Source organism: Streptococcus sp. k-378, from assembly GCF_013277505.1.
Taxonomy (GTDB): domain Bacteria; phylum Bacillota; class Bacilli; order Lactobacillales; family Streptococcaceae; genus Streptococcus; species Streptococcus pseudopneumoniae.
On record NZ_VMNC01000055.1, the window covers coordinates 1 to 21,322 of the forward strand.

General features: G+C 43.3%; 23 protein-coding genes and 3 pseudogenes. 21 read left to right on the forward strand and 5 right to left on the reverse strand.

What is annotated here, in order from left to right; all coding sequences use genetic code 11:
* Window positions 1-114: 114 nt before the first annotated feature.
* From HT719_RS06915 to yidD, 10 genes are all read left to right on the forward strand, one after another.
* Window positions 115-363, forward strand: coding sequence for a YneF family protein (locus HT719_RS06915; RefSeq protein ID WP_000364990.1), 249 nt, complete (start codon window positions 115-117; stop codon window positions 361-363).
* A 202-nt stretch (window positions 364-565) separates the two neighbouring features.
* On the forward strand, window positions 566-1,360 hold the full coding sequence (gene racE, locus HT719_RS06920) for a glutamate racemase (protein WP_023941097.1): 795 nt from the start codon (window positions 566-568) through the stop codon (window positions 1,358-1,360).
* Window positions 1,357-2,328, forward strand: a complete 972-nt coding sequence (locus HT719_RS06925) for a nucleoside-triphosphate diphosphatase (protein ID WP_050972308.1) — start codon at window positions 1,357-1,359, stop codon at window positions 2,326-2,328. Before racE ends, HT719_RS06925 begins: the two co-directional genes overlap by 4 nt.
* Window positions 2,304-2,825, forward strand: coding sequence for a metallophosphoesterase (locus HT719_RS06930; protein ID WP_172928665.1), 522 nt, complete (start codon window positions 2,304-2,306; stop codon window positions 2,823-2,825). Before HT719_RS06925 ends, HT719_RS06930 begins: the two co-directional genes overlap by 25 nt.
* The gene (gene cbpB / locus HT719_RS06935) at window positions 2,822-3,283 is read left to right on the forward strand and encodes a cyclic-di-AMP-binding protein CbpB (RefSeq protein ID WP_000560716.1); all 462 of its coding nucleotides are present in this window, start codon (window positions 2,822-2,824) and stop codon (window positions 3,281-3,283) included. Before HT719_RS06930 ends, cbpB begins: the two co-directional genes overlap by 4 nt.
* Entirely contained in the window at window positions 3,280-4,014 is a 735-nt protein-coding gene (gene xerD / locus HT719_RS06940) for a site-specific tyrosine recombinase XerD (protein ID WP_345790033.1), read from the forward strand. The genes cbpB and xerD overlap by 4 nt, the downstream gene beginning before the upstream one ends.
* Window positions 4,014-4,742, forward strand: coding sequence for a segregation/condensation protein A (locus HT719_RS06945; RefSeq protein ID WP_172928668.1), 729 nt, complete (start codon window positions 4,014-4,016; stop codon window positions 4,740-4,742). The genes xerD and HT719_RS06945 overlap by 1 nt, the downstream gene beginning before the upstream one ends.
* Before the next feature lie 18 nt (window positions 4,743-4,760).
* Entirely contained in the window at window positions 4,761-5,330 is a 570-nt protein-coding gene (gene scpB, locus HT719_RS06950; protein ID WP_020903100.1) for an SMC-Scp complex subunit ScpB, read from the forward strand.
* On the forward strand, window positions 5,317-6,039 hold the full coding sequence (locus HT719_RS06955) for a pseudouridine synthase (RefSeq protein ID WP_001222228.1): 723 nt from the start codon (window positions 5,317-5,319) through the stop codon (window positions 6,037-6,039). The genes scpB and HT719_RS06955 overlap by 14 nt, the downstream gene beginning before the upstream one ends.
* Window positions 6,039-6,281 carry a membrane protein insertion efficiency factor YidD gene (gene yidD / locus HT719_RS06960; protein WP_172928670.1) on the forward strand — a complete coding sequence of 81 codons (243 nt, stop codon included), beginning with the start codon at window positions 6,039-6,041 and terminating at the stop codon, window positions 6,279-6,281. The genes HT719_RS06955 and yidD overlap by 1 nt, the downstream gene beginning before the upstream one ends.
* 190 nt (window positions 6,282-6,471) lie before the next feature.
* Here yidD and HT719_RS06965 read toward each other — a convergent pair whose 3' ends face one another.
* The 4 genes from HT719_RS06965 to HT719_RS06980 all read right to left on the reverse strand — a co-directional run bounded on the left by HT719_RS06965 (window position 6,472) and on the right by HT719_RS06980 (window position 10,193).
* Window positions 6,472-7,443: a siderophore ABC transporter substrate-binding protein gene (locus HT719_RS06965; protein ID WP_172928672.1), complete on the reverse strand. Its 972-nt coding sequence runs from the start codon at window positions 7,441-7,443 to the stop codon at window positions 6,472-6,474.
* Between the two features lie 95 nt (window positions 7,444-7,538).
* Window positions 7,539-8,291: an ATP-binding cassette domain-containing protein gene (locus HT719_RS06970; RefSeq protein WP_000764295.1), complete on the reverse strand. Its 753-nt coding sequence runs from the start codon at window positions 8,289-8,291 to the stop codon at window positions 7,539-7,541.
* Window positions 8,288-9,244, reverse strand: coding sequence for an iron chelate uptake ABC transporter family permease subunit (locus HT719_RS06975; RefSeq protein WP_050261390.1), 957 nt, complete (start codon window positions 9,242-9,244; stop codon window positions 8,288-8,290). Before HT719_RS06975 ends, HT719_RS06970 begins: the two co-directional genes overlap by 4 nt.
* Entirely contained in the window at window positions 9,234-10,193 is a 960-nt protein-coding gene (locus HT719_RS06980) for an ABC transporter permease (protein ID WP_172928674.1), read from the reverse strand. The genes HT719_RS06975 and HT719_RS06980 overlap by 11 nt, the downstream gene beginning before the upstream one ends.
* 237 nt (window positions 10,194-10,430) lie before the next feature.
* On the opposite strand from HT719_RS06980, the gene pepA reads away from it, so the two are divergent.
* The 8 genes and pseudogenes from pepA to HT719_RS07020 all read left to right on the forward strand — a co-directional run bounded on the left by pepA (window position 10,431) and on the right by HT719_RS07020 (window position 17,125).
* A complete protein-coding gene (gene pepA / locus HT719_RS06985) occupies window positions 10,431-11,495 on the forward strand; it encodes a glutamyl aminopeptidase (protein ID WP_172928677.1) in 1,065 nt (354 codons plus the stop codon).
* A gap of 19 nt (window positions 11,496-11,514) precedes the next feature.
* The gene (locus HT719_RS06990; protein WP_023941108.1) at window positions 11,515-11,811 is read left to right on the forward strand and encodes an enterocin A Immunity family protein; all 297 of its coding nucleotides are present in this window, start codon (window positions 11,515-11,517) and stop codon (window positions 11,809-11,811) included.
* A 659-nt stretch (window positions 11,812-12,470) separates the two neighbouring features.
* The gene (locus tag HT719_RS06995; protein ID WP_000655206.1) at window positions 12,471-12,914 is read left to right on the forward strand and encodes a MarR family transcriptional regulator; all 444 of its coding nucleotides are present in this window, start codon (window positions 12,471-12,473) and stop codon (window positions 12,912-12,914) included.
* A gap of 37 nt (window positions 12,915-12,951) precedes the next feature.
* Window positions 12,952-13,140, forward strand: a pseudogene (locus HT719_RS07000) (polyketide cyclase); the annotation flags it as partial.
* A 14-nt stretch (window positions 13,141-13,154) separates the two neighbouring features.
* Window positions 13,155-13,883: an ABC transporter ATP-binding protein gene (locus HT719_RS07005; RefSeq protein ID WP_119947125.1), complete on the forward strand. Its 729-nt coding sequence runs from the start codon at window positions 13,155-13,157 to the stop codon at window positions 13,881-13,883.
* Complete coding sequence (locus HT719_RS07010; RefSeq protein ID WP_172928679.1) at window positions 13,876-15,396, forward strand: ABC transporter permease/substrate-binding protein; 1,521 nt, start codon at window positions 13,876-13,878, stop codon at window positions 15,394-15,396. Before HT719_RS07005 ends, HT719_RS07010 begins: the two co-directional genes overlap by 8 nt.
* A gap of 337 nt (window positions 15,397-15,733) precedes the next feature.
* On the forward strand, window positions 15,734-16,087 hold the full coding sequence (gene nmlR / locus HT719_RS07015; protein WP_001022629.1) for a stress response transcriptional regulator NmlR: 354 nt from the start codon (window positions 15,734-15,736) through the stop codon (window positions 16,085-16,087).
* Window positions 16,088-17,125 carry a zinc-binding dehydrogenase gene (locus HT719_RS07020; RefSeq protein ID WP_000833735.1) on the forward strand — a complete coding sequence of 346 codons (1,038 nt, stop codon included), beginning with the start codon at window positions 16,088-16,090 and terminating at the stop codon, window positions 17,123-17,125.
* 78 nt (window positions 17,126-17,203) lie between these two features.
* On the opposite strand, the pseudogene galR reads toward HT719_RS07020, so the two are convergent.
* Window positions 17,204-18,040, reverse strand: a pseudogene (gene galR / locus HT719_RS07025) (DNA-binding transcriptional regulator GalR); the annotation flags it as partial.
* 164 nt (window positions 18,041-18,204) lie between these two features.
* On the opposite strand from galR, the gene HT719_RS07030 reads away from it, so the two are divergent.
* From HT719_RS07030 to HT719_RS07040, 3 genes and pseudogenes are all read left to right on the forward strand, one after another.
* Complete coding sequence (locus HT719_RS07030; protein ID WP_172928681.1) at window positions 18,205-19,383, forward strand: galactokinase; 1,179 nt, start codon at window positions 18,205-18,207, stop codon at window positions 19,381-19,383.
* A gap of 18 nt (window positions 19,384-19,401) precedes the next feature.
* Window positions 19,402-20,883, forward strand: coding sequence for a UDP-glucose--hexose-1-phosphate uridylyltransferase (locus HT719_RS07035; RefSeq protein ID WP_172928683.1), 1,482 nt, complete (start codon window positions 19,402-19,404; stop codon window positions 20,881-20,883).
* A gap of 69 nt (window positions 20,884-20,952) precedes the next feature.
* Window positions 20,953-21,213 (forward strand): annotated as a pseudogene (locus tag HT719_RS07040) (PaaI family thioesterase); the annotation flags it as partial.
* Window positions 21,214-21,322 lie beyond the last annotated feature (109 nt).

Below are 21,322 nucleotides of genomic sequence, written 5' to 3' on the forward strand. Positions count from 1 at the left end.
AAGACATTCTCACATTCGAATTACATTCCATCCCTGAAAGCGTAAAACAAACTAGTCAGGGTGGCTAGTTTGTGGTATAATGAAAGAGACTCAAAAAGAAACAGGAGAAATATGATGGATTTACTTTTAGCAATTGTATTGATTGTGCTAGCTTTTCTAGGAGGAGCTCTGGGAGGAATGTACTTGGTTCGTAAGCAAATTGAAAAGGAATTCGCTGACAACCCACGTTTGAATGCTGAAGCAGTTCGTACTCTTTTGAGTGCAAATGGTCAAAAACCAAGCGAAGCCAAGGTACAACAAGTGTACCACCAAATCATCCGCCAACAAAAAGCAGCCCTTGCTAACAATAAAAAGAAAAAATAAATAAGGAAAAGTCTGGGATGAAAGTTCCAGACTTCTCACTATGTTGGTTATGGTTTAGGGATGAGACTTTTTCCTTGCATTCTATTGATATTTGATTATGATTAAGAGAGATAGTTGTTGATTAGGCTGTCATTATTCAGTTCATAAGGAACGGTAATCATAATGAACTATCAATCAGAAAAAAGACTAGAAAGAAGACTGTATGGATAATCGCCCAATTGGTTTTTTGGATTCGGGTGTCGGGGGCTTGACCGTTGTGCGCGAGCTCATGCGCCAGCTTCCCCATGAAGAAATCGTCTATATTGGAGATTCGGCACGGGCTCCCTATGGTCCCCGTCCTGCTGAGCAAATTCGTGAATATACTTGGCAGTTGGTCAACTTTCTTTTGACCAAGGATGTCAAAATGATTGTCATTGCTTGTAATACTGCGACTGCGGTCGTCTGGGAAGAAATCAAGGCTCAACTAGATATTCCTGTCCTAGGTGTTATTTTGCCAGGAGCTTCGGCAGCTATCAAGTCCAGTCAAGGTGGGAAAATAGGTGTGATTGGAACGCCCATGACGGTACAATCAGATATCTATCGTCAGAAAATTCATGATCTGGCTCCAGACTTACAGGTGGAGAGTTTGGCCTGTCCCAAGTTTGCCCCCTTGGTGGAGTCAGGTGCCCTGTCAACCAGTGTCACCAAGAAAGTGGTCTATGAAACCCTGCGTCCCTTGGTTGGCAAGGTGGATAGCCTGATTTTGGGTTGTACCCATTATCCACTGCTCAGACCTATTATTCAAAATGTCATGGGGCCCAAGGTTCAGCTCATCGATAGTGGAGCAGAGTGCGTACGGGACATTTCAGTCTTACTCAATTATTTTGAAATCAATCGTGGTCGCGATGCTGGACCACTTCATCACCGTTTTTACACAACAGCCAGTAGCCAAAGTTTTGCACAAATTGGTGAAGAATGGCTGGAAAAAGAGATTCATGTGGAGCATGTAGAATTATGACAAATAAAATTTATGAATATAAGGATGAACAGGACTGGTATGTCGGGTCCTATGGTATTTTTGGTGGCGTCCGGACGTTGACGGATGATGATTTGGATTTTCCTCTATTGGAGTTTGCCCAAAGATTTCGAGATGAGGATCGAGGTTTTCCTGTTTCTGTTACTGTTTTACGCTATGGTTCTCTCTACCGTTTATTGTCTTTTGTGGTAGATATCCTCAACCAAGAAATGGGACGAAATGTGGAAGTCATCCAACGTCAGGGGGCTTTTCTCTTAGTTGAAAATGGGCAACTCCTGCATGTAGAATTGCCTAAAGAAGGTGTTGATGTAGAAGCTTTCTTTGAGACAAACAAGGTCAGAGAAACCTTATTGATTGCGACTCGAAACGAGGGCAAGACCAAGGAATTCCGAGCTATCTTTGACAAGCTAGGCTACGATGTGGAAAATCTTAATGACTATCCTGACTTACCTGAAGTAGCTGAAACAGGCATGACCTTTGAAGAAAATGCCCGTCTCAAGGCAGAAACTATTTCTCAATTAACGGGCAAGATGGTTCTGGCAGATGACTCAGGTCTCAAAGTCGATGTCCTTGGTGGCTTGCCAGGTGTCTGGTCAGCTCGTTTCGCAGGTGTGGGAGCAACTGATCGTGAAAACAATGCCAAACTCTTGCACGAATTGGCCATGGTCTTTGAACTCAAGGACCGCTCGGCTCAATTCCATACAACCCTAGTCGTAGCCAGTCCCAACAAGGAAAGTTTGGTTGTTGAAGCAGACTGGCCAGGCTACATTAACTTTGAACCTAAGGGTGAAAATGGCTTCGGCTATGATCCTCTTTTCCTTGTAGGAGAGACAGGCAAGTCCTCAGCTGAATTAACACTTGAAGAAAAAAATAGCCAATCTCACCGTGCCTTAGCCGTTAAGAAACTTTTGGAGGTATTTCCATCATGGCAAAGCAAACCATCATTGTAATGAGCGATTCCCATGGCGATAGCTTGATTGTGGAAGAAATCCGTGATCGTTATGTGGGCAAAGTTTATGCCGTTTTTCATAACGGTGATTCTGAACTGCGTCCTGATTCTCCACTTTGGGAGGGCATCCGTGTAGTTAAAGGGAACATGGACTTCTATGCAGGTTACCCAGAACGTTTGGTGACTGAGCTTGGTTCGACCAAGATTATCCAAACTCATGGACACTTGTTTGATATCAATTTCAACTTTCAAAAGTTGGACTACTGGGCTCAGGAGGAAGAGGCCGATATCTGCCTTTATGGTCACTTGCATGTGCCAAGCGCTTGGATGGAAGGCAAGACCCTCTTTCTAAATCCAGGTTCCATCAGTCAACCACGTGGGACCATCAGAGAATGTCTTTATGCTCGTGTGGAGATTGATGATAGTTATTTCAAAGTGGACTTTTTGACACGAGACCATGAGGTGTATCCGGGCTTGTCCAAGGAGTTTAGCCGATGATTGCCAAGGAGTTTGAGACTTTCTTGTTGGGGCAGGAGGAAACTTTTTTAACTCCTGCTGAAAATCTAGCTGTGTTGATTGATACTCACAATGCAGATCACGCGACACTCTTGCTCAGTCAGATGACCTATACCCGTGTTCCTGTTGTGACAGATGAAAAACAGTTTGTTGGGACGATTGGGCTCAGAGATATTATGGCTTATCAGATGGAGCATGACTTGAGTCAAGAAATCATGGCAGATACGGATATTGTTCATATGACTAAAACGGACGTAGCGGTCGTCTCGCCAGATTTTACCATTACGGAGGTCTTGCACAAGTTGGTAGATGAGTCCTTCTTGCCGGTTGTGGATGCGTCTGGTATTTTCCAAGGAATTATCACGCGCAAGTCTATCCTCAAGGCAGTCAATGCCCTCTTGCATGACTTTAGTAAGGAATATGAGATTCGATGCAAATGAAAGACAGGATTTCAGACTTTTTAGAGGAAAAGCAGGGTCTGTCTGCCAATTCCAAGCAGTCCTATAAGTATGATTTGGAGCAATTTTTAGATATTGTAGGCGAGCGGATTTCTGAGACCAGTCTCAAGATTTACCAAGCCCAGCTAGCCAATCTAAAAATCAGCGCCCAGAAGCGAAAACTTTCGGCCTGTAACCAATTTCTCTACTTCCTCTATCAAAAAGGAGAAGTGGATAGCTTTTATCGCTTGGAATTAGCCAAACAAGCTGAAAAGAAGACCGCAAAACCAGAACTGTTAAACCTAGACTCTTTTTGGCAGGAAAGCGACGTTCCAGAGGGGCGTTTACTGGCTCTACTTATCTTGGAAATGGGGCTCTTGCCGAGTGAGATTTTAGCTCTTAAGGTTGCGGATATCAATCTGGATTTTCAGGTGTTGAGAATCAAGAAGGCTTCCCAACAGAGGATTGTCACCATTCCCACGATCTTGCTTTCAGAGTTGGAACCCTTGATGGGCCAGACCTACCTCTTTGAAAGAGGAGGGAAAGCCTATTCTCGTCAGTGGGCCTTTCGTCAGCTAGAGTCTTTTGTCAAGGAGAAAGGTTTCTCAACCTTATCCGCTCAAGCCTTGCGGGAACAGTTCATTCTAAGACAAATTGAAAACAAGGTCGATTTGTACGAAATTGCAAAAAAATTAGGATTAAAAACAGTCCTGACCTTAGAAAAATATAGATAATGGATATTAAATTAAAAGATTTTGAAGGGCCCCTGGACTTGCTCTTGCACCTGGTTTCTAAGTACCAGATGGATATCTACGATGTGCCCATTACGGAAGTTATCGAACAGTATCTAGCCTATGTCTCAACCTTGCAGGCCATGCGTCTGGAAGTGACGGGTGAGTACATGGTCATGGCCAGTCAGCTCATGTTGATTAAGAGCCGCAAGCTCTTGCCAAAGGTAGCGGAAGTGACAGATTTGGAAGATGACCTGGAGCAGGACCTTCTCTCTCAAATCGAAGAATACCGCAAGTTCAAGCTCTTGGGGGAGCACTTGGAAGCCAAGCACCAAGAACGGGCTCAGTACTATTCCAAAGCACCGACTGAGTTGATTTACGAAGATGCGGAGCTTGTGCATGACAAGACGACCATTGACCTTTTTTTGGCTTTTTCAAATATCCTAGCTAAGAAAAAAGAGGAGTTTGCACAAAATCACACGACTATCTTGCGGGATGAGTATAAGATTGAGGATATGATGGTTATCGTGAAAGGATCCTTGGCTGGACGAGATCAATTGCGCTTGCAGGACTTGTTTAAGGAAGCCCAGAATGTCCAAGAGGTCATCACCCTCTTTTTGGCAACCCTAGAGTTAATCAAAACTCAGGAGCTGATCCTTGTGCAAGAGGAAAGTTTCGGAGATATTTATCTCATGGAAAAGAAGGAAGAAAGTCAAGTGGCCCAAAGCTAGACTTGATAGAGAGGAAAGATGAGTACTTTAGCAAAAATAGAAGCGCTCTTGTTTGTAGCGGGTGAAGATGGGATTAGAGTCCGCCAGTTAGCTGAACTCCTCTCTCTGCCACCGACAGGCATCCAACAGAGTTTAGAAAAATTAGCCCAGAAGTATGAAAAGGACCCAGATTCCAGTTTGGCTCTGATTGAGACAGGGGGTGCTTATAGATTGGTGACCAAGCCTCAGTTTTCAGAGATTTTGAAGGAATATTCCAAGGCGCCTATCAACCAGAGCCTGTCTCGGGCTGCCCTTGAAACCTTGTCCATTATTGCCTACAAGCAGCCCATCACACGGATAGAAATTGATGCCATCCGTGGGGTTAACTCGAGTGGGGCCTTGGCAAAGTTGCAGGCCTTTGACTTGATACGAGAAGACGGGAAAAAAGAAGTGTTGGGGCGCCCCAACCTCTATGTGACTACAGATTATTTCCTAGATTACATGGGAATTAACCATTTGGAAGAATTACCAGTGATTGATGAGCTTGAGATTCAAGCCCAAGAAAGCCAATTATTTGGTGAAAGGATAGAAGAAGATGAGAATCAATAAGTATATTGCCCACGCAGGTGTGGCCAGTAGGAGAAAAGCAGAAGAGCTGATCAAGCAAGGTTTGGTGACGGTTAATGGCCAAGTGGTACGTGAACTAGCAACCACTATCAAGTCAGGCGACAAGGTCGAAGTGGAAGGTCAACCTATCTACAACGAAGAAAAGGTCTATTATCTGCTTAACAAACCACGCGGTGTCATTTCCAGTGTGACAGATGACAAGGGCCGCAAGACGGTTGTCGACCTCTTGCCCAACGTGAAAGAGCGCATCTACCCTGTAGGTCGTTTGGATTGGGATACATCAGGAGTCTTGATTTTGACCAATGATGGGGATTTTACGGATGAAATGATTCACCCTCGTAATGAGATTGACAAGGTTTATGTCGCGCGTGTTAAAGGTGTGGCCAATAAGGATAATCTCCGCCCCTTGACCCGTGGACTTGAGATTGATGGCAAGAAAACCAAGCCGGCTGTTTATGAAATTCTCAAAGTGGATCCAGTTAAAAACCGCTCTGTGGTGCAGTTGACTATCCATGAAGGGCGTAACCACCAGGTTAAAAAGATGTTTGAAGCTGTCGGTCTTCAAGTGGACAAGTTGTCACGTACCCGTTTTGGACATCTAGACTTGACAGGACTCCGTCCAGGAGAATCCCGTCGTCTTAATAAAAAAGAAATCAGCCAACTACACACCATGGCTGTAACCAAGAAATAATGAAACGAATTTTAATAGCGCCTGTGCGCTTTTACCAACGGTTTATCTCACCAGCCTTTCCACCCTCTTGTCGCTTTGAGCCGACTTGTTCCAACTACATGATTCAGGCTATTGAAAAACATGGCTTCAAGGGTGTTTTGATGGGCTTGACACGGATTTTACGTTGCCATCCCTGGTCGAAAACAGGTAAGGACCCCGTCCCAGACCACTTTTCCCTTAAACGAAATCAAGAAGGGGAATGAGGTGAGGTAAATAGATTTCAAAATGATAAAAACGCATCCTATCAGGTTTGAGTGAACTTGATAGGATGCGTTTTAGAATGTCAAAATTTTATACTCTTCGAAAATCTCTTCAAACCGCGTCAGCTTTCATCTGCAACCTCAAAACAGTGNNTTTGATTTTCATTGAGTATTAAATTGAGTTTGAAGTGGCTTATTTCAAAGCTTTTTGTGTGTCTTCAATCATGAGTTTTGTTGATTCAAGACCGCCTCCACTGAGATACCAGAGGTCTGGTGTTAGTTGGATAATCTTACCATTTTTAGCGGCAGGTGTTTCAGCGATAAGGGCATTTTCTAGGACACCGTCGTTGCTAGAGTTATCCCCACCGATGGCAAGGGTACGGTTGATGACAAAGAGAATGTCAGGGTTGATTTCTTTGACACTTTCAAAGCTGACTTCTTGTCCGTGGCGTGAGTCTTCAAATTTTGTATCAGTTGGTTTGAATTTCAAGGTTTGGTACAAGAAAGAGAAACGAGATTTGGCACCAAAGGCTGCCATTTTTCCTTCATTAAGGAGGATCGCAAGGGCTTTTTTGTCAGAGCTTTCATTTTTAGTAGCGACTTCTTGGATGCTCTTGTCTAGCTTGGCCAATTCTTCCTTGGCTTTTTGTGTACTAGTTTCGCCGAAGGCACTTGCTAAGGATTCGATATTAGCCTTGGTAGAAGTCCAGTAGTCATCCTTGCTTGCTTGGAAGAGAACGGTTGGGGCGATTTCTTTGAATTTGTCTACGAATTTTTGTGTACGTGGTGAAGCGATAATCAAATCAGGCTCAAGGGCGGCGATAGCTTCTAAATCAGGTTCTTTCATAGAACCAACATTTTTAACTTTTCCAGCTAGGTCTTTGAGATAGGTTGGTACTGTTTTTGTAGGCATTCCAACGATATTTTTTTCAAATCCTAGAGCACGAATAGTATCCGCAGCGCCGAGGTCAAAGGTCACAATCTTTTCAGGAACTTTGGAAAGTTTGACTTCGTCTAGTGAACTTTTAATGGTTATCTCTGTTGGAGCAGAGTTGCTTGTTTCCGACTGACTAGTGCTTGAGTTTGTATTTGTACTGCATGCACCAAGTAGAAGCAAGAAGCTGGCCACTAGGGCAGTGAAATAAAGTTTAAGGGATGTTTTCATGATTTCTCCTTTTTAAAATGTGATAACGATTTAGGGAGTCTCTTGGTCTTATTGACTAAGAGACCGAAGGTTCTCTAACTTGAGCTTCTATGTTACTAGCTATAGATACAGATCTTTTTGCCATTGATATCAGCTAGCGTGATAGGAATCTCATAGAGTTGACTGAGCAGGTCAGCCTGCATGATTTGATTGGTTCTTCCCTTGCTAAAGACTTGACCGTCCTTGAAGGCGATAATTTCATCCGCATACTGGCTGGCCATGTTAATATCGTGGAGGACGATGATAATGGTCTTGCCGAGTTCCTCCACCAGTCGCCGAAGAATCTGCATCATGCTGACGCTTTGCTTGATATCGAGATTGTTGAGTGGTTCGTCCAGCAAGATAAAGTCCGTATCCTGGGCCAGTACCATAGCGATAAAGACACGTTGGAGCTGGCCGCCAGACAGACTATCGATGTAGCGGTCTTTTAAGTTTATCAGTTCCAGATAGTTCAGAGTTTCTCGAATTTTTTCCCAGTCTTCTTCTCTCAGGCGTCCTCGGCTGTAGGGAAAACGTCCAAAGCTGACCAGTTCTTCAACGGTTAATTTTGCCTGGTAATTGATCTTCTGCTTTAGGATGGTCAGTTCTTGGGCTAGTTCTTGCGAATTCCAACTCTCGATTTCACGACCTTTGATACTGAGAATTCCCTGATCTTTCTTGGTCAGTCTGCTCATGATGGAGAGGAGAGTCGATTTTCCAGCACCATTTGGACCAATGAAGGCTGTCAGTTTCTGAGGACTGACTTCAAGCGAAATGCCTTGCAAAATATCCTGTTTTTGAATGGATTTGTCAATGTTTTCCAGTTTCACCGACGCGCCCTCCTATAAAGTAAGATAAAGAATAAGAAGCCACCCACACTCTCGATGATCATACTGATGCGAATTTCCAGCGCAAAGACTCGTTCAATCAAGGCCTGCCCCAAGGTCAAACTGATAAATCCGACCAGAATGGCCACGATAAAGAGCAACTTGTGCCGATAGTCTTTGACAATTAGGTAAGTGAGGTTGGCTAGCATAAAGCCGAAGAAGGCCATAGGTCCTACCAGGGCAGTTGCTGTTGAGGTCAAAAGTACGATACCCCAGAGGAGTTCTTTCTGTTCTTTTTCAACATCGAGTCCCAATACCTGAGCTGTTTCTCTTTGCAGGTGCAAGACATCCAGAATGACTGCTTTTTGAAAGAAAAAGATTGTCAAAGCAAGGATAATCAGAGAACCAATGGCTAGGATGGAAGTGTTGAGATGTTGAAAGGAGGCAAAGAGACTATTCTGCAGTTTATCGTATTCGTTTGGATCCATCAGGACCTGAAGGAAGGTACTGATATTTCGAAAGAGACTTCCGAGGGCTAGACAGATCAACAGAATGAAGACAAGGTCTTGCTTCATCAGTGTCTTCAAGTAGCCTTGCAAGGCGAGAAAGAAGAGGGATTGAAGTAGAAGTAAGACTAGGAATTCTAAAATGGGAGACTTCCCGAGTTGAAGAAACTTACTTTCAAAAACCAGTAGTAGGGTTTGTAGTAGGACGTAGAAGGATTCGATTCCTAAAATACTAGGCGTCAGGAATCGATTTTCCGTCAGGGTTTGAAAACTAATGGTCGAAATCCCAGTCGCGATGGCTACCAAGAGATAAACGATGATCTTTTGGGAACGCAACTTCCAAGTAAAGGCTGACAAGTGAGTGATGGGCCAAAAGTAGAGAAGACAAGCTCCGATGGCAAGAATAATGAGAATCCAGAAGAGCTTGGTATGTTTGCTTTTAGTCTGCATCTTTTCGTCCCCCTCTCCAGAGAAGTAGGATAAAGACGAGGCTACCAATGATTCCTAGCAAGAGACTGACAGACAACTCATAGGGTCTGATCAGAACTCGGGATAGGATATCGCAAGCCAGAACTAGATTGGCACCAACCAGTGCGACCATGAGTTTGGTTTGACTCAGATTATCTCCATAACGCTTGCGAATAAGATTGGGAACAATAACTCCAAGAAATGGTAAGGCACCCACGGTAATCATGGTGACGCTTGTCGTTAATGCAATCAGAAAGAGAGCTAGTTTTTCAAGTAGGGAGTAAGAAATCCCCAAACTTTCACTGGTTTCTTTTCCTAGATTCATGATGGTAAAAGTTTGGGATAATTTCCAAACGGCTATCAGGATAATGAGGCCTAAGAAGAGCCACTCATACTGATGGGTCTGAATCATGGAGAAGGATCCTTGGGTCCAGGCAGTCATACTCTGAACCAGATTGAAACGATAGGCGATAACTTCTGTCACAGAGCCGATAATCCCGCTATAGATGATCCCAATCAGAGGCAACATCCACCTTTCCTTTACAGTAAAAATGGTCATAAAGGCTAGGAAGAAGAGGGTAAATACGATGGATGAAACAAAAGCAAAGACCATCTTTTGGGTCAGACTAGCCGATGGAAAGACAAAGAGGCTCAATACCATTCCTAGTTTGGCAGCTTCAGTGGTTCCAACTGTGCTTGGAGCAGCAAACTGATTTTGAGTGATAGTCTGCATGAGAAGTCCTGCCATACTCATACTAGAGGCGGTCAGGAGAATGCTGATAGTTCTTGGGAGACGGGACTCTTGAAAGAGAAGCCAAGTTTCATGATCCAGTGCAAAGAGTTTTCCCCATGAAAAATCACTGGTCCCAATGCTAATAGAGAGAAAGACTAGGAGTAGAAGTAAGCCAATTAAATAATGAGAAAGTTTCATACCCCATCCTTTCATGTAGATTTGGTACCGAAAGATACCTGCGGATATTACTGTAACATGATTTCTTTAATCTGTCAATAAATTTTCTGACAATTTAATGTAAAAAAGAAAGAAAAATTCCTGAAAGAATATCTGTCTCTCTTTTTTATAGGAAAACTGAGTAAGAAACTATCCACCTTCCCACTATCATTCTCCTATAAAAAGTGGTAAAATGGATGAAAGAAAGAAGGAACTGAAATGACAACATTATTTTCAAAAATCAAAGAAGTAACAGAACTTGCTGCGATCTCAGGTCATGAAGCGCCTGTCCGTGCTTATCTTCGTGAAAAGTTGACACCGCACGTGGATGAAATGGTGACAGATGGCTTGGGTGGTATTTTCGGGATTAAACATTCAGAAGTTACGGATGCACCGCGCGTCTTGGTCGCTTCTCACATGGATGAAGTTGGTTTTATGGTCAGCGAAATCAAGCCAGATGGTACCTTCCGTGTCGTTGAAATCGGTGGTTGGAACCCCATGGTAGTCAGCAGCCAACGTTTCAAACTCCTGACTCGTGACGGTCGTGAAATTCCTGTGATTTCGGGTTCTGTCCCTCCACATTTGACTCGTGGAAAGGGTGGACCAACCATGCCTGCTATTGCAGATATCGTCTTTGATGGCGGTTTTGCGGATAAGGCTGAGGCAGAAAGCTTTGGCATCCGTCCTGGTGACACCATCGTACCAGATAGTTCTGCAATCTTGACAGCCAATGAAAAAAATATCATCTCAAAAGCTTGGGATAACCGCTATGGAGTTCTCATGGTGAGCGAGTTGGCTGAAGCTCTGTCAGGTCAAAAACTTGGCAATGAACTTTATCTGGGTTCTAACGTCCAAGAAGAAGTTGGTCTCCGTGGTGCCCATACTTCCACAACCAAGTTTGACCCAGAAGTCTTCCTCGCAGTTGACTGTTCACCTGCTGGTGATGTTTATGGCGGTCAAGGCAAGATTGGGGATGGAACCTTGATTCGTTTCTATGACCCAGGTCACTTGCTTCTACCAGGGATGAAGGATTTCCTTTTGACAACGGCTGAAGAAGCTGGTATCAAGTACCAATACTATTGTGGTAAAGGTGGAACAGACGCTGGCGCAGCCCATCTGAAAAATGGTGGTGTCCCATCTACAACAATCGGTGTTTGCGCTCGTTATATCCATTCTCACCAAACCCTCTACGCTATGGATGACTTCCTAGAAGCTCAAGCTTTCTTGCAAGCCTTGGTGAAGAAATTGGATCGTTCAACGGTTGATTTGATTAAAAATTATTAAACTTAAGGAGGTGGTAGGGATGGTAGAACCAAACCTAGAAAGCCTTATAAAAGATCTTTACAATCATGCTCGACATGATTTGAGTGAAGATTTAGTTGCTGCTCTCCTAGAGACTGCTAAAAAACTGCCTACTACAAATGAGCAATTGCTGGCAGTTCGTCTCTCAGGCCTGGTCAATCGTGAATTGCTCCTAAATCCCAGACATCCGGCACCGGAGTTGCTCAACTTGGCTCGCTTTATTAAAAGAGAAGAGGCCAAGTACAGAGGAATCGCAGCTTCTGCGCTTATGTATGGGGAGATTTTTAAAATGCTTTGAATTCCATTGTGGATCAAAGTGTTTTTTTGTAAGACCTATCTCGTGAGCGCTCAAATAGTAGTAACAAGGAATCATGAGAAGTTAGCCGAGACCATAGTAGTGAAGAAACTTCTGTAATGGAAGTGGAGCGAAGTGAGGAATCGTCAAACGGTAGGGTATAGGCTGTTTGAAGGGTGCTATGAGAAAGATAGGGTAAGGTGAAATTAATACTCTTCGAAAATCTCTTCAAACCACGTCAGCGTCGCCTTACAGTATATATGTGACTGACTTNNTTTTCATTGAGTATAAATACGAACAAATTGATTGGGAAATTCAAATCGCTTTCTATCAATGTTTTAGAAGATACAGTGCCCTAGTCCAACTTCAATATACTATAAAAGAACAGATGGAAGCAATTATGATTTACTTCTATCTTTAAAATAAATGGTCTGATAGGAAAAATGTATCCCCTCATAAAATATAGGATAGTACGGATGGAAGGCTTTTGTAGACTGGAGGACGAAGGAGTTTAGAAACTCTCGTTAAAAGTTAGTTGAGCCGGAGTATGGTGGTGTGGATAATTATCAAAAATTATTTCCAAATCGAAATAGTTGACAGTTAGAACGATGAGTGTTACAATTATTTTATTCATTTCGATATCGAAATAAATTGGAGGTGTTATGAAAGATAGTCATTTGCTAGCCCATCATATTCGTTTGTTGAATGGGCGGATTTTTCAGAAGTTACTGAGCCAAGATCCTGAGGCTCTTTATAGGGGTGAGCAGGGTAAGATTTTAGCGGTTTTATGGAATAGTAAAACTGGCTGCGCAACTGCGACAGATATCGCGCTTGCGACTGGGCTTGCGAATAATACGCTGACGACTATGATAAAAAAGCTAGAGGAGCAAAAGCTTGTAATTGTTAGTCCGTGTGGAAAAGACAAGCGTAAGAAGTATTTAGTTTTAACGGAGTTAGGCAAGTCCCAGAAAGAAGTGGGGCATCGTGTTAGTCAGAAATTGGATACGATCTTTTACAAAGGATTTTCAGAGGAAGAAATTCGGCAATTTGAAGCCTTTCAAGAAAGAATTTTGGCGAATCTGAAAGAGAAGGCAAAAGAGGATTAAAATAGATCAAATTAGCTGTTTATAAGTAAAGGCCATTTTTGACTTTATTTTCCAACTCTTAGGACAAGGAAATTATGTGGTTAGCTATGGTCAGACTCAGATTGATGGCCTTGCTTATGCCCAGTACAATATCTTCCGTTTAGAAAATGGAAAAATTGTAGAGCATTGGGACAATAAGGAAGTCATGCCTAAGGTAGAAGACATGACCAATCGAGGAAAGTTTTAAAATGAGGACAAAGAATGATTGAATACAAAAATGTAGCCTTGCGCTACACAGAAAAAGATGTCTTGAGAGATGTCAATTTACGGATTGATAATGGGGAATTTATGGTTTTAGTTGGGCCTTCTGGATCCGGTAAGACGACCATGATTAAGATGATTAACCGTCTCTTGGAACCGACTGATGGAAATATTTATATGGATGGCAAGCGCATCAAAGACTATGACGAGCGGGAGCTTCGTCTGTCTACTGGTTATGTTTTACAGGCCATTGCTCTCTTTCCCAATCTAACGGTTGAGGAAAATATTGCCCTGATTCCTGAGATGAAGGGCTGGACTAAGGAAGAAATTGCTCAGAAAACAGAAGAGCTCTTGGCTAAGGTTGGTTTACCAGTAGCCGAGTATGGGCATCGACTTCCGAGTGAATTATCTGGTGGAGAACAGCAACGGGTCGGTATTGTCCGTGCCATGATTGGTCAGCCTAAGATTCTCCTCATGGATGAGCCTTTTTCAGCCTTGGATGCTATTTCGAGAAAACAGTTGCAGGTTCTGACGAAAGAATTGCATAAAGAATTTGGGATGACAACGATTTTTGTAACCCATGATACGGATGAAGCTTTGAAATTGGCGGACCGTATTGCTGTTTTGCAGGATGGAGAAATTCGCCAGGTGGCGAATCCCGAGACCATTTTAAAAGCGCCTGCCACAGAATTTGTAGCAGACTTGTTTGGAGGTGGTGTTCATGACTAATTTAATTGCAACTTTTCAGGATCGTTTTAGTGATTGGGTGACAGCCCTATCTCAACATTTGCAGTTGTCACTGTTGACCCTGTTACTAGCTATTTTTATCGCGATTCCCTTGGCTGTTTCTCTTCGCTATCATGAGAAGTTGGCCGACTGGGTCTTGCAGATTGCAGGGATTTTTCAGACTATCCCGTCATTGGCCTTGTTGGGGCTCTTTATTCCCTTGATGGGAATTGGAACCTTGCCGGCTTTGACAGCACTAGTAATTTATGCGATCTTTCCGATTTTACAAAATACCATCACTGGACTCAAGGGAATTGATCCGAGTCTGCAAGAGGCTGGGATTGCCTTTGGGATGACTAGATGGGAGCGACTCAAGAAGTTTGGAATTCCACTGGCTATGCCGGTTATCATGTCTGGGATTCGGACGGCAGCAGTGTTGATTATCGGTACGGCAACCTTGGCTGCCTTGATTGGTGCTGGGGGACTAGGTTCCTTTATCCTTTTGGGAATTGACCGTAATAATGCCAGTCTGATTTTGATTGGGGCCCTTTCTTCAGCAGTGCTTGCCATTGCCTTTAACTTCCTACTAAAAGTGATGGAAAAAGCAAAATTGCGGACGATTTTTTCTGGTTTTGCCTTGGTGACCATATTGCTTGGTTTGTCTTATAGCCCAGCCCTCTTAGCTCAAAAAGAGAAAGAGAACTTGGTCATTGCTGGGAAATTGGGTCCAGAACCAGAAATTTTGGCCAATATGTATAAGCTCCTCATTGAAGAAAATACCAGTATGACTGCGACTGTTAAACCAAATTTTGGGAAAACAAGCTTTCTTTATGAAGCTCTGAAAAAAGGCGATATTGACATCTATCCTGAATTTACAGGAACGGTGACTGAAAGTTTACTTCAGCCATCACCGAAAGTGAGTCATGAGCCAGAGCAGGTTTATGATGTAGCGCGTGATGGTATTGCCAAACAGGATCATCTAGCCTATCTCAAACCCATGTCTTATCAAAATACCTATGCTGTAGCTGTTCCGAAAAAGATTGCTCAAGAATATGGCTTGAAGACCATTTCGGACTTGAAAAAAGTGGAAGGGCAGCTGAAGGCAGGTTTTACTCTCGAGTTTAATGACCGTGAAGACGGAAATAAGGGCTTGCAGTCAATGTATGGTCTCAATCTTAATGTGGCGACCATGGAGCCAGCCCTTCGCTATCAGGCAATTCAGTCAGGTGATATTCAAATCACGGATGCCTATTCAACCGATGCAGAGTTGGCACGTTATGATTTACAGGTATTGGACGATGACAAACAACTCTTCCCACCTTATCAAGGGGCTCCACTCATGAAAGAAGCTCTTCTCAAGAAACATCCAGAGTTGGAAAGAGTTCTTAATAAATTGGCTGGTAAGATTACAGAAAGCCAGATGAGCCAGCTCAACTATCAAGTCGGTGTTGAAGGCAAGTCAGCAGAACAAGTAGCCAAGGAGTTTCTACAAGAACAAGGTTTGTTGAAGAAATGATGGGGTAGAGACTTTAAGCAAACTGAATTAAACTCTCTGACAGGCCTATACAAGAATGAGCTTAGGCAAAACACACTTTGAGGAGAAGATTTTTCTCTGATAAAACGCATAGTATCAAGGTTTCTAAACATCTGATATTATGCGTTTTTGATTTGAAAGACGTTTTCATCAAACTCTTTGACTAATGAAAAGGTCTGCTAATAAGAGAACTGCTAATGATAAAAATTTTTCGATTAGATACAAAATGCTTGACTTGGAGTCAACTCAAAGTTATATAATAAGATAAGTGAGTTAGAATAGCGTGAATTCAGTGAATGAAATGAGAGGAGGTTAGCGTGTGAATATTAAATCTGCCAGTGATTTGTTGGGAATTTCAGCGGATACGATTCGGTATTATGAACGGGTTGGTCTTGTGCCACCGATTACTCGTACTGCTACTGGGATTCGTGATTTTCAAGATCAGGATATCGAAGCGCTGGAATTTATTAAGTGTTTTCGTTCGGCGGGTGTCTCTGTAGATAGTTTAGTTGACTATATGTCGCTCTACCAAAAGGGAGATGAAACGAGAGAGGAGAGGCTTGGTATTTTAGAAGAGGAAAAGCAAAAATTAGAGGAGCGCTTGTCTCAGCTACAGACAGCTTTAAATCGTTTAAATCTCAAAATTAAACTTTATAAGGAAGGAAAATTTTAAATGAAATCAGCAGTATATACAAAGGCAGGTCAGGTTGGACTTGCTAGCATTGAACGTCCGCAAATAATAGAAGCGGATGATGTGATTATTCGTGTGGTTCGTGCGTGCGTTTGTGGTTCAGATTTATGGAGGTACCGTAATCCAGAAACGAAAGCTGGACACAAAAATAGTGGACACGAAGCGATTGGGATTGTTGAAGAAGCTGGGGAAGCCATTACGACGGTGAAACCAGGTGATTTTGTGATTGTCCCTTTTACACATGGATGTGGTGAGTGTGATGCCTGTCTTGCTGGATTTGACGGTTCTTGCGACAATCATATTGGTAATAATTTGGGGGGTGATTTTCAGGCAGAATATATTCGCTTCCACTATGCAAACTGGGCGCTGGTTAAAATCCCTGGTCAACCTTCTGACTATACAGAAGGGATGCTCAAGTCCCTTTTGACTCTTGCAGATGTCATGCCGACAGGCTATCATGCGGCGCGTGTTGCAAATGTTCAAAAAGGGGACAAGGTTGTTGTTATCGGTGATGGGGCTGTTGGTCAATGTGCTGTCATCGCGGCTAAGATGCGTGGAGCATCACAAATTATCCTTATGAGCCGTCATGAAGACCGTCAAAAGATGGCTATGGAGTCAGGTGCGACAGCTGTTGTTGCAGAACGTGGTCAAGAAGGAATTACCAAGGTGCGTGAAATCCTCGGTGGAGGAGCAGATGCAGCACTTGAATGTGTTGGTACGGAGGCTGCTATAGAACAGGCGCTAGGTGTTCTTCATAATGGAGGGCGTATGGGCTTTGTAGGAGTCCCACACTATAATAATCGTGCTCTTGGTTCGACATTTATGCAAAATATCTCTGTAGCAGGTGGGGCAGCTTCTGCTACAACATACGATAAGCAATTTTTACTAAAAGCCGTCCTTGATGGTGATATCAATCCAGGTCGCGTCTTTACTTCAAGTTATAAACTGGAAGATATCGACCAAGCCTATAAAGATATGGATGAACGTAAGACCATTAAGTCTATGATTGTAATCGAATAAAAAACGAATAGGAGTTTTAGAACTCTATTCGTTTTTTATGTTATCCTATTCTTGATTTAGGGTACTTTCTCTTAATGTCAGGCTGGTGTCGTTAAAGGAAATGAGGCTGACACGGTCTGGTAGGCTGATTCCAGCTTCTTGGAGCGCACGAAGGGCACCGATGGCTAAACTATCGCTGGCTGCGAAAAATGCTGGTGGGAGTTGGTCTCCCAAGTTCTGAATGGCTTCCTTCATCAAGTCATAGCCAGACTGGGCAGTAAAGTTTCCTTGAAAGATCAGTTCATCATGATAGATTCCTTTTGCTTGACTGTAGTTTCTGAAATTTTCCAGCCGCTTATCCTCAATGATTTCTTCTTGGTCTGTTGTTTCCTCAAGCCCTGTTAGAATCCCGATACGGTCCATTCCTTGGCTGAGGAAATAATCGACAACCTGTTTTATGGCAGTGTAAAAGTCCGTAATAATGCAGGTATGTCCCAGGGAAAGTGTATCACTGTCTAGAAAGACCAGGGGGTTTTGGTATTCTTCAAAGGCAGAAATCTGAGCTCGGCTAAATTTTCCGATGCAGAGAATCCCAATCACTTCCTCGCTTAAGGTAAAAGGATGGTCATTAAAATAGCGCAAGATATCATAGTCCAACTCTTGGGCTCTTTTTTCTATTCCTAGGCGAATCTGGTAGTAGTAGAGGTCGTCCAGCTCCCCTTGTTCGCTGACCCATTGGATAATGGCAATCTTTTGCTTGGGTTTGTGGGACTCGCCTGTCTTGAGGTGCTTGGTGTAGCCCAGCTCTTCAGCAACGGTTAAAATACGGTGTCTGGTTTCTTCTGTAACAGATAGGCTCTGGTCGCGATTGAGGACGCGGGATACGGTCGCGATAGAGACAGAGGCTAGCTGTGCAATGTCTTTTAAGGTAGCCATAAATCCTCCTTGATTAGGTTAGTATATCATGTTTTTCCTCTTTTTACTGATATTTTACTAAAATTTTAGTAAAAAGGATTGACCTTGGGAAATTCCTTGGATACAATAGAAAGAAAACGATTACACGTTAAGATGGCTTAACGGACAGTCAAAGGAGAATTCATATGGCACAACATCTTACTACTGAAGTCCTTCGCAAAGACTTTCTTGCTGTTTTTGGTCAAGAAGCAGACCAAATCTTCTTTTCACCAGGCCGCATTAATTTGATTGGTGAACACACAGACTACAACGGTGGGCACGTTTTTCCTGCTGCTATTTCCTTGGGAACTTACGGTGCAGCTCGTAAGCGTGACGACCAAGTCTTGCGTTTCTACTCAGCTAACTTTGAGGACAAGGGCATTATCGAAGTGCCTCTCGCTGACCTCAAGTTTGAAAAAGAGCACAACTGGACCAATTATCCAAAAGGTGTCCTTCATTTCTTGCAAGAAGCTGGGCACGTGATTGACAAAGGTTTTGATTTTTATGTTTATGGGAATATCCCAAATGGTGCTGGCTTGTCTTCTTCAGCATCCTTGGAGCTCTTGACAGGAGTCGTGGCAGAGCATCTCTTTGATTTAAAATTAGAGCGTCTCGATTTGGTTAAAATCGGAAAACAAACAGAAAACAACTTTATCGGAGTCAACTCTGGTATCATGGACCAGTTTGCTATTGGTATGGGGGCCGATCAACGTGCTATTTACCTTGATACCAACACCTTAGAGTATGATTTGGTGCCACTTGATTTGAAGGACAATGTCGTTGTTATCATGAACACCAACAAACGCCGTGAATTGGCGGACTCTAAATACAATGAACGTCGTGCTGAGTGTGAAAAAGCAGTGGAAGAATTGCAAGTTGCCTTGGATATTCAGACCCTGGGTGAATTGGACGAGTGGGCCGTTGACCAATATAGCTATTTGATTAAAGATGAAAATCGTTTGAAACGTGCTCGCCATGCTGTGCTTGAAAACCAACGCACCCTTAAAGCTCAAGCAGCCCTTCAAGCAGGTGATTTGGAAACATTTGGTCGTTTGATGAATGCATCACACGTTTCTCTGGAGCATGATTATGAAGTAACTGGTTTGGAATTGGATACTCTTGTTCACACAGCTTGGGCACAAGAAGGAGTTCTCGGTGCTCGTATGACAGGGGCTGGTTTTGGTGGCTGTGCCATTGCCTTGGTTCAAAAAGATACTGTTGAGGCCTTTAAGGAAACTGTAGGCAAACACTACGAGGAAGTAGTTGGATACGCTCCAAGCTTCTATATCGCTGAAGTTGCAGGTGGCACTCGCGTCCTTGACTAGTCAAAAGGAGGCTCTATAGTGATCTTAGTAGATAAATTTGTAACACATGTCATTTCTGAAAGTTCATTTGAGGAAATGGATCGAATCTACCTGACCAACCGTGTTTTGGCACGAGTGGGAGAAGGTGTTTTGGAAGTTGAGACCAATCTGGATAAATTGATTGACCTCAAGGACCAGCTAGTTGAGGAAGCCGTTCGATTAGAGATGATTGAGGATAGTCAGACTGCGCGTGAAATCCTTGGTACTGAACTGATGGACTTGGTGACTCCTTATCCGAGTCAGGTCAATCGTGACTTCTGGGAAGCCTATGTCCACTCTCCTGAGCAAGCGATAGAGGATTTTTATCAACTCAGTCAGAAAAATGATTACATCAAACTCAAGGCCATTGCTAAAAATATCGCTTATCGTGTTCCATCTGATTATGGAGAACTTGAAATTACCATCAATCTCTCTAAGCCTGAAAAGGATCCCAAAGAGATTGCGGTAGCCAAGTTGGTGCAAGCTAGTAATTATCCTCAGTGTCAACTTTGTCTAGAGAATGAAGGTTACCATGGTCGGGTCAACCACCCAGCCCGTAGCAATCACCGGATTATCCGTTTTGAAATGGTTGGTCAGGAATGGGGCTTCCAGTATTCGCCCTATGCTTACTTTAATGAGCACTGTATTTTCTTAGACGGGCAGCACCGACCCATGGCTATTAGTCGTCAGAGTTTTGAGCGTCTGCTGGCTATCGTAGAGCAGTTTCCAGGATATTTTGCAGGCTCTAATGCCGACTTACCGATTGTGGGGGGCTCTATTCTAACTCATGATCACTATCAGGGAGGCCGTCACGTATTTCCTATGGAATTGGCTCCCTTGCAAAAGACCTTTCGATTTGCAGGTTTTGAGCAGGTCAAGGCTGGAATTGTCAAATGGCCTATGTCAGTGTTGCGTTTGACTTCGGATTCCAAAGAGGATTTGATCAACTTGGCTGATAAGATTTTGCAGGAATGGTGCCAGTATTCAGACCCTACAGTGCAGATTTTAGCAGAGACAGACGGGACACCGTATCACACCATCACACCAATAGCGCGTAAGCGTGATGGACAGTTTGAGTTGGACTTGGTCTTGCGAGACAATCAGACTTCAGCAGAGCATCCTGATGGCATCTATCATCCCCACAAGGATGTCCAACATATCAAGAAGGAAAATATCGGCTTGATTGAGGTCATGGGCTTAGCCATCTTGCCACCACGTCTGAAAGAAGAAGTAGAGCAAGTCGCTAGCTATCTCGTGGGAGAAGGGGAGACAGTTGCCGACTATCATCAGGAATGGGCAGACCAACTCAAAGTCCAACATCCAAACCTAACAGATAAAGAAAAAGCCCTTGAAATCGTCAAGGACTCTGTGGGTACTATCTTTGCGCGTGTACTGGAGGACGCAGGTGTTTATAAGCAAACGGAACAAGGACAGGCAGCTTTTATGCGCTTTGTAGAGCAGGTCGGAATTTTGCCAGACTAGGAGCTTTCTCCTTGCACAGTCCTACAAAAAGTAGTATCATAGTGTCGTTTGAAATATCAGGAGGAAACGATGAAAGATTTTCATTTTGACGCTATATCTGCCTTTGAAAATTACGAAATAGAAAAAATGAGAGATGGTCACGTTGTGGTGACGACCAAAGTAGTGGACTCGTCGCTTAACTACTATGGCTATGCCCATGGTGGCTATCTCTTTACTCTCTGTGACCAAATCAGTGATTTGGTGGTTATCTCACTGGGGCTTGATGGAGTGACGCTTCAGTCCTCTATCAACTATCTCAAGGCAGGAAAACTAGACGATGTGCTGACTATTATAGTTGCTTAGTTTCAAACAAGCATGTTATAATAAAGCTATGGCATATAGTACAGATTTTAAACAGCGAGCATTAGATTACATCAAAGAGGGGCACAGCCATGTCGAG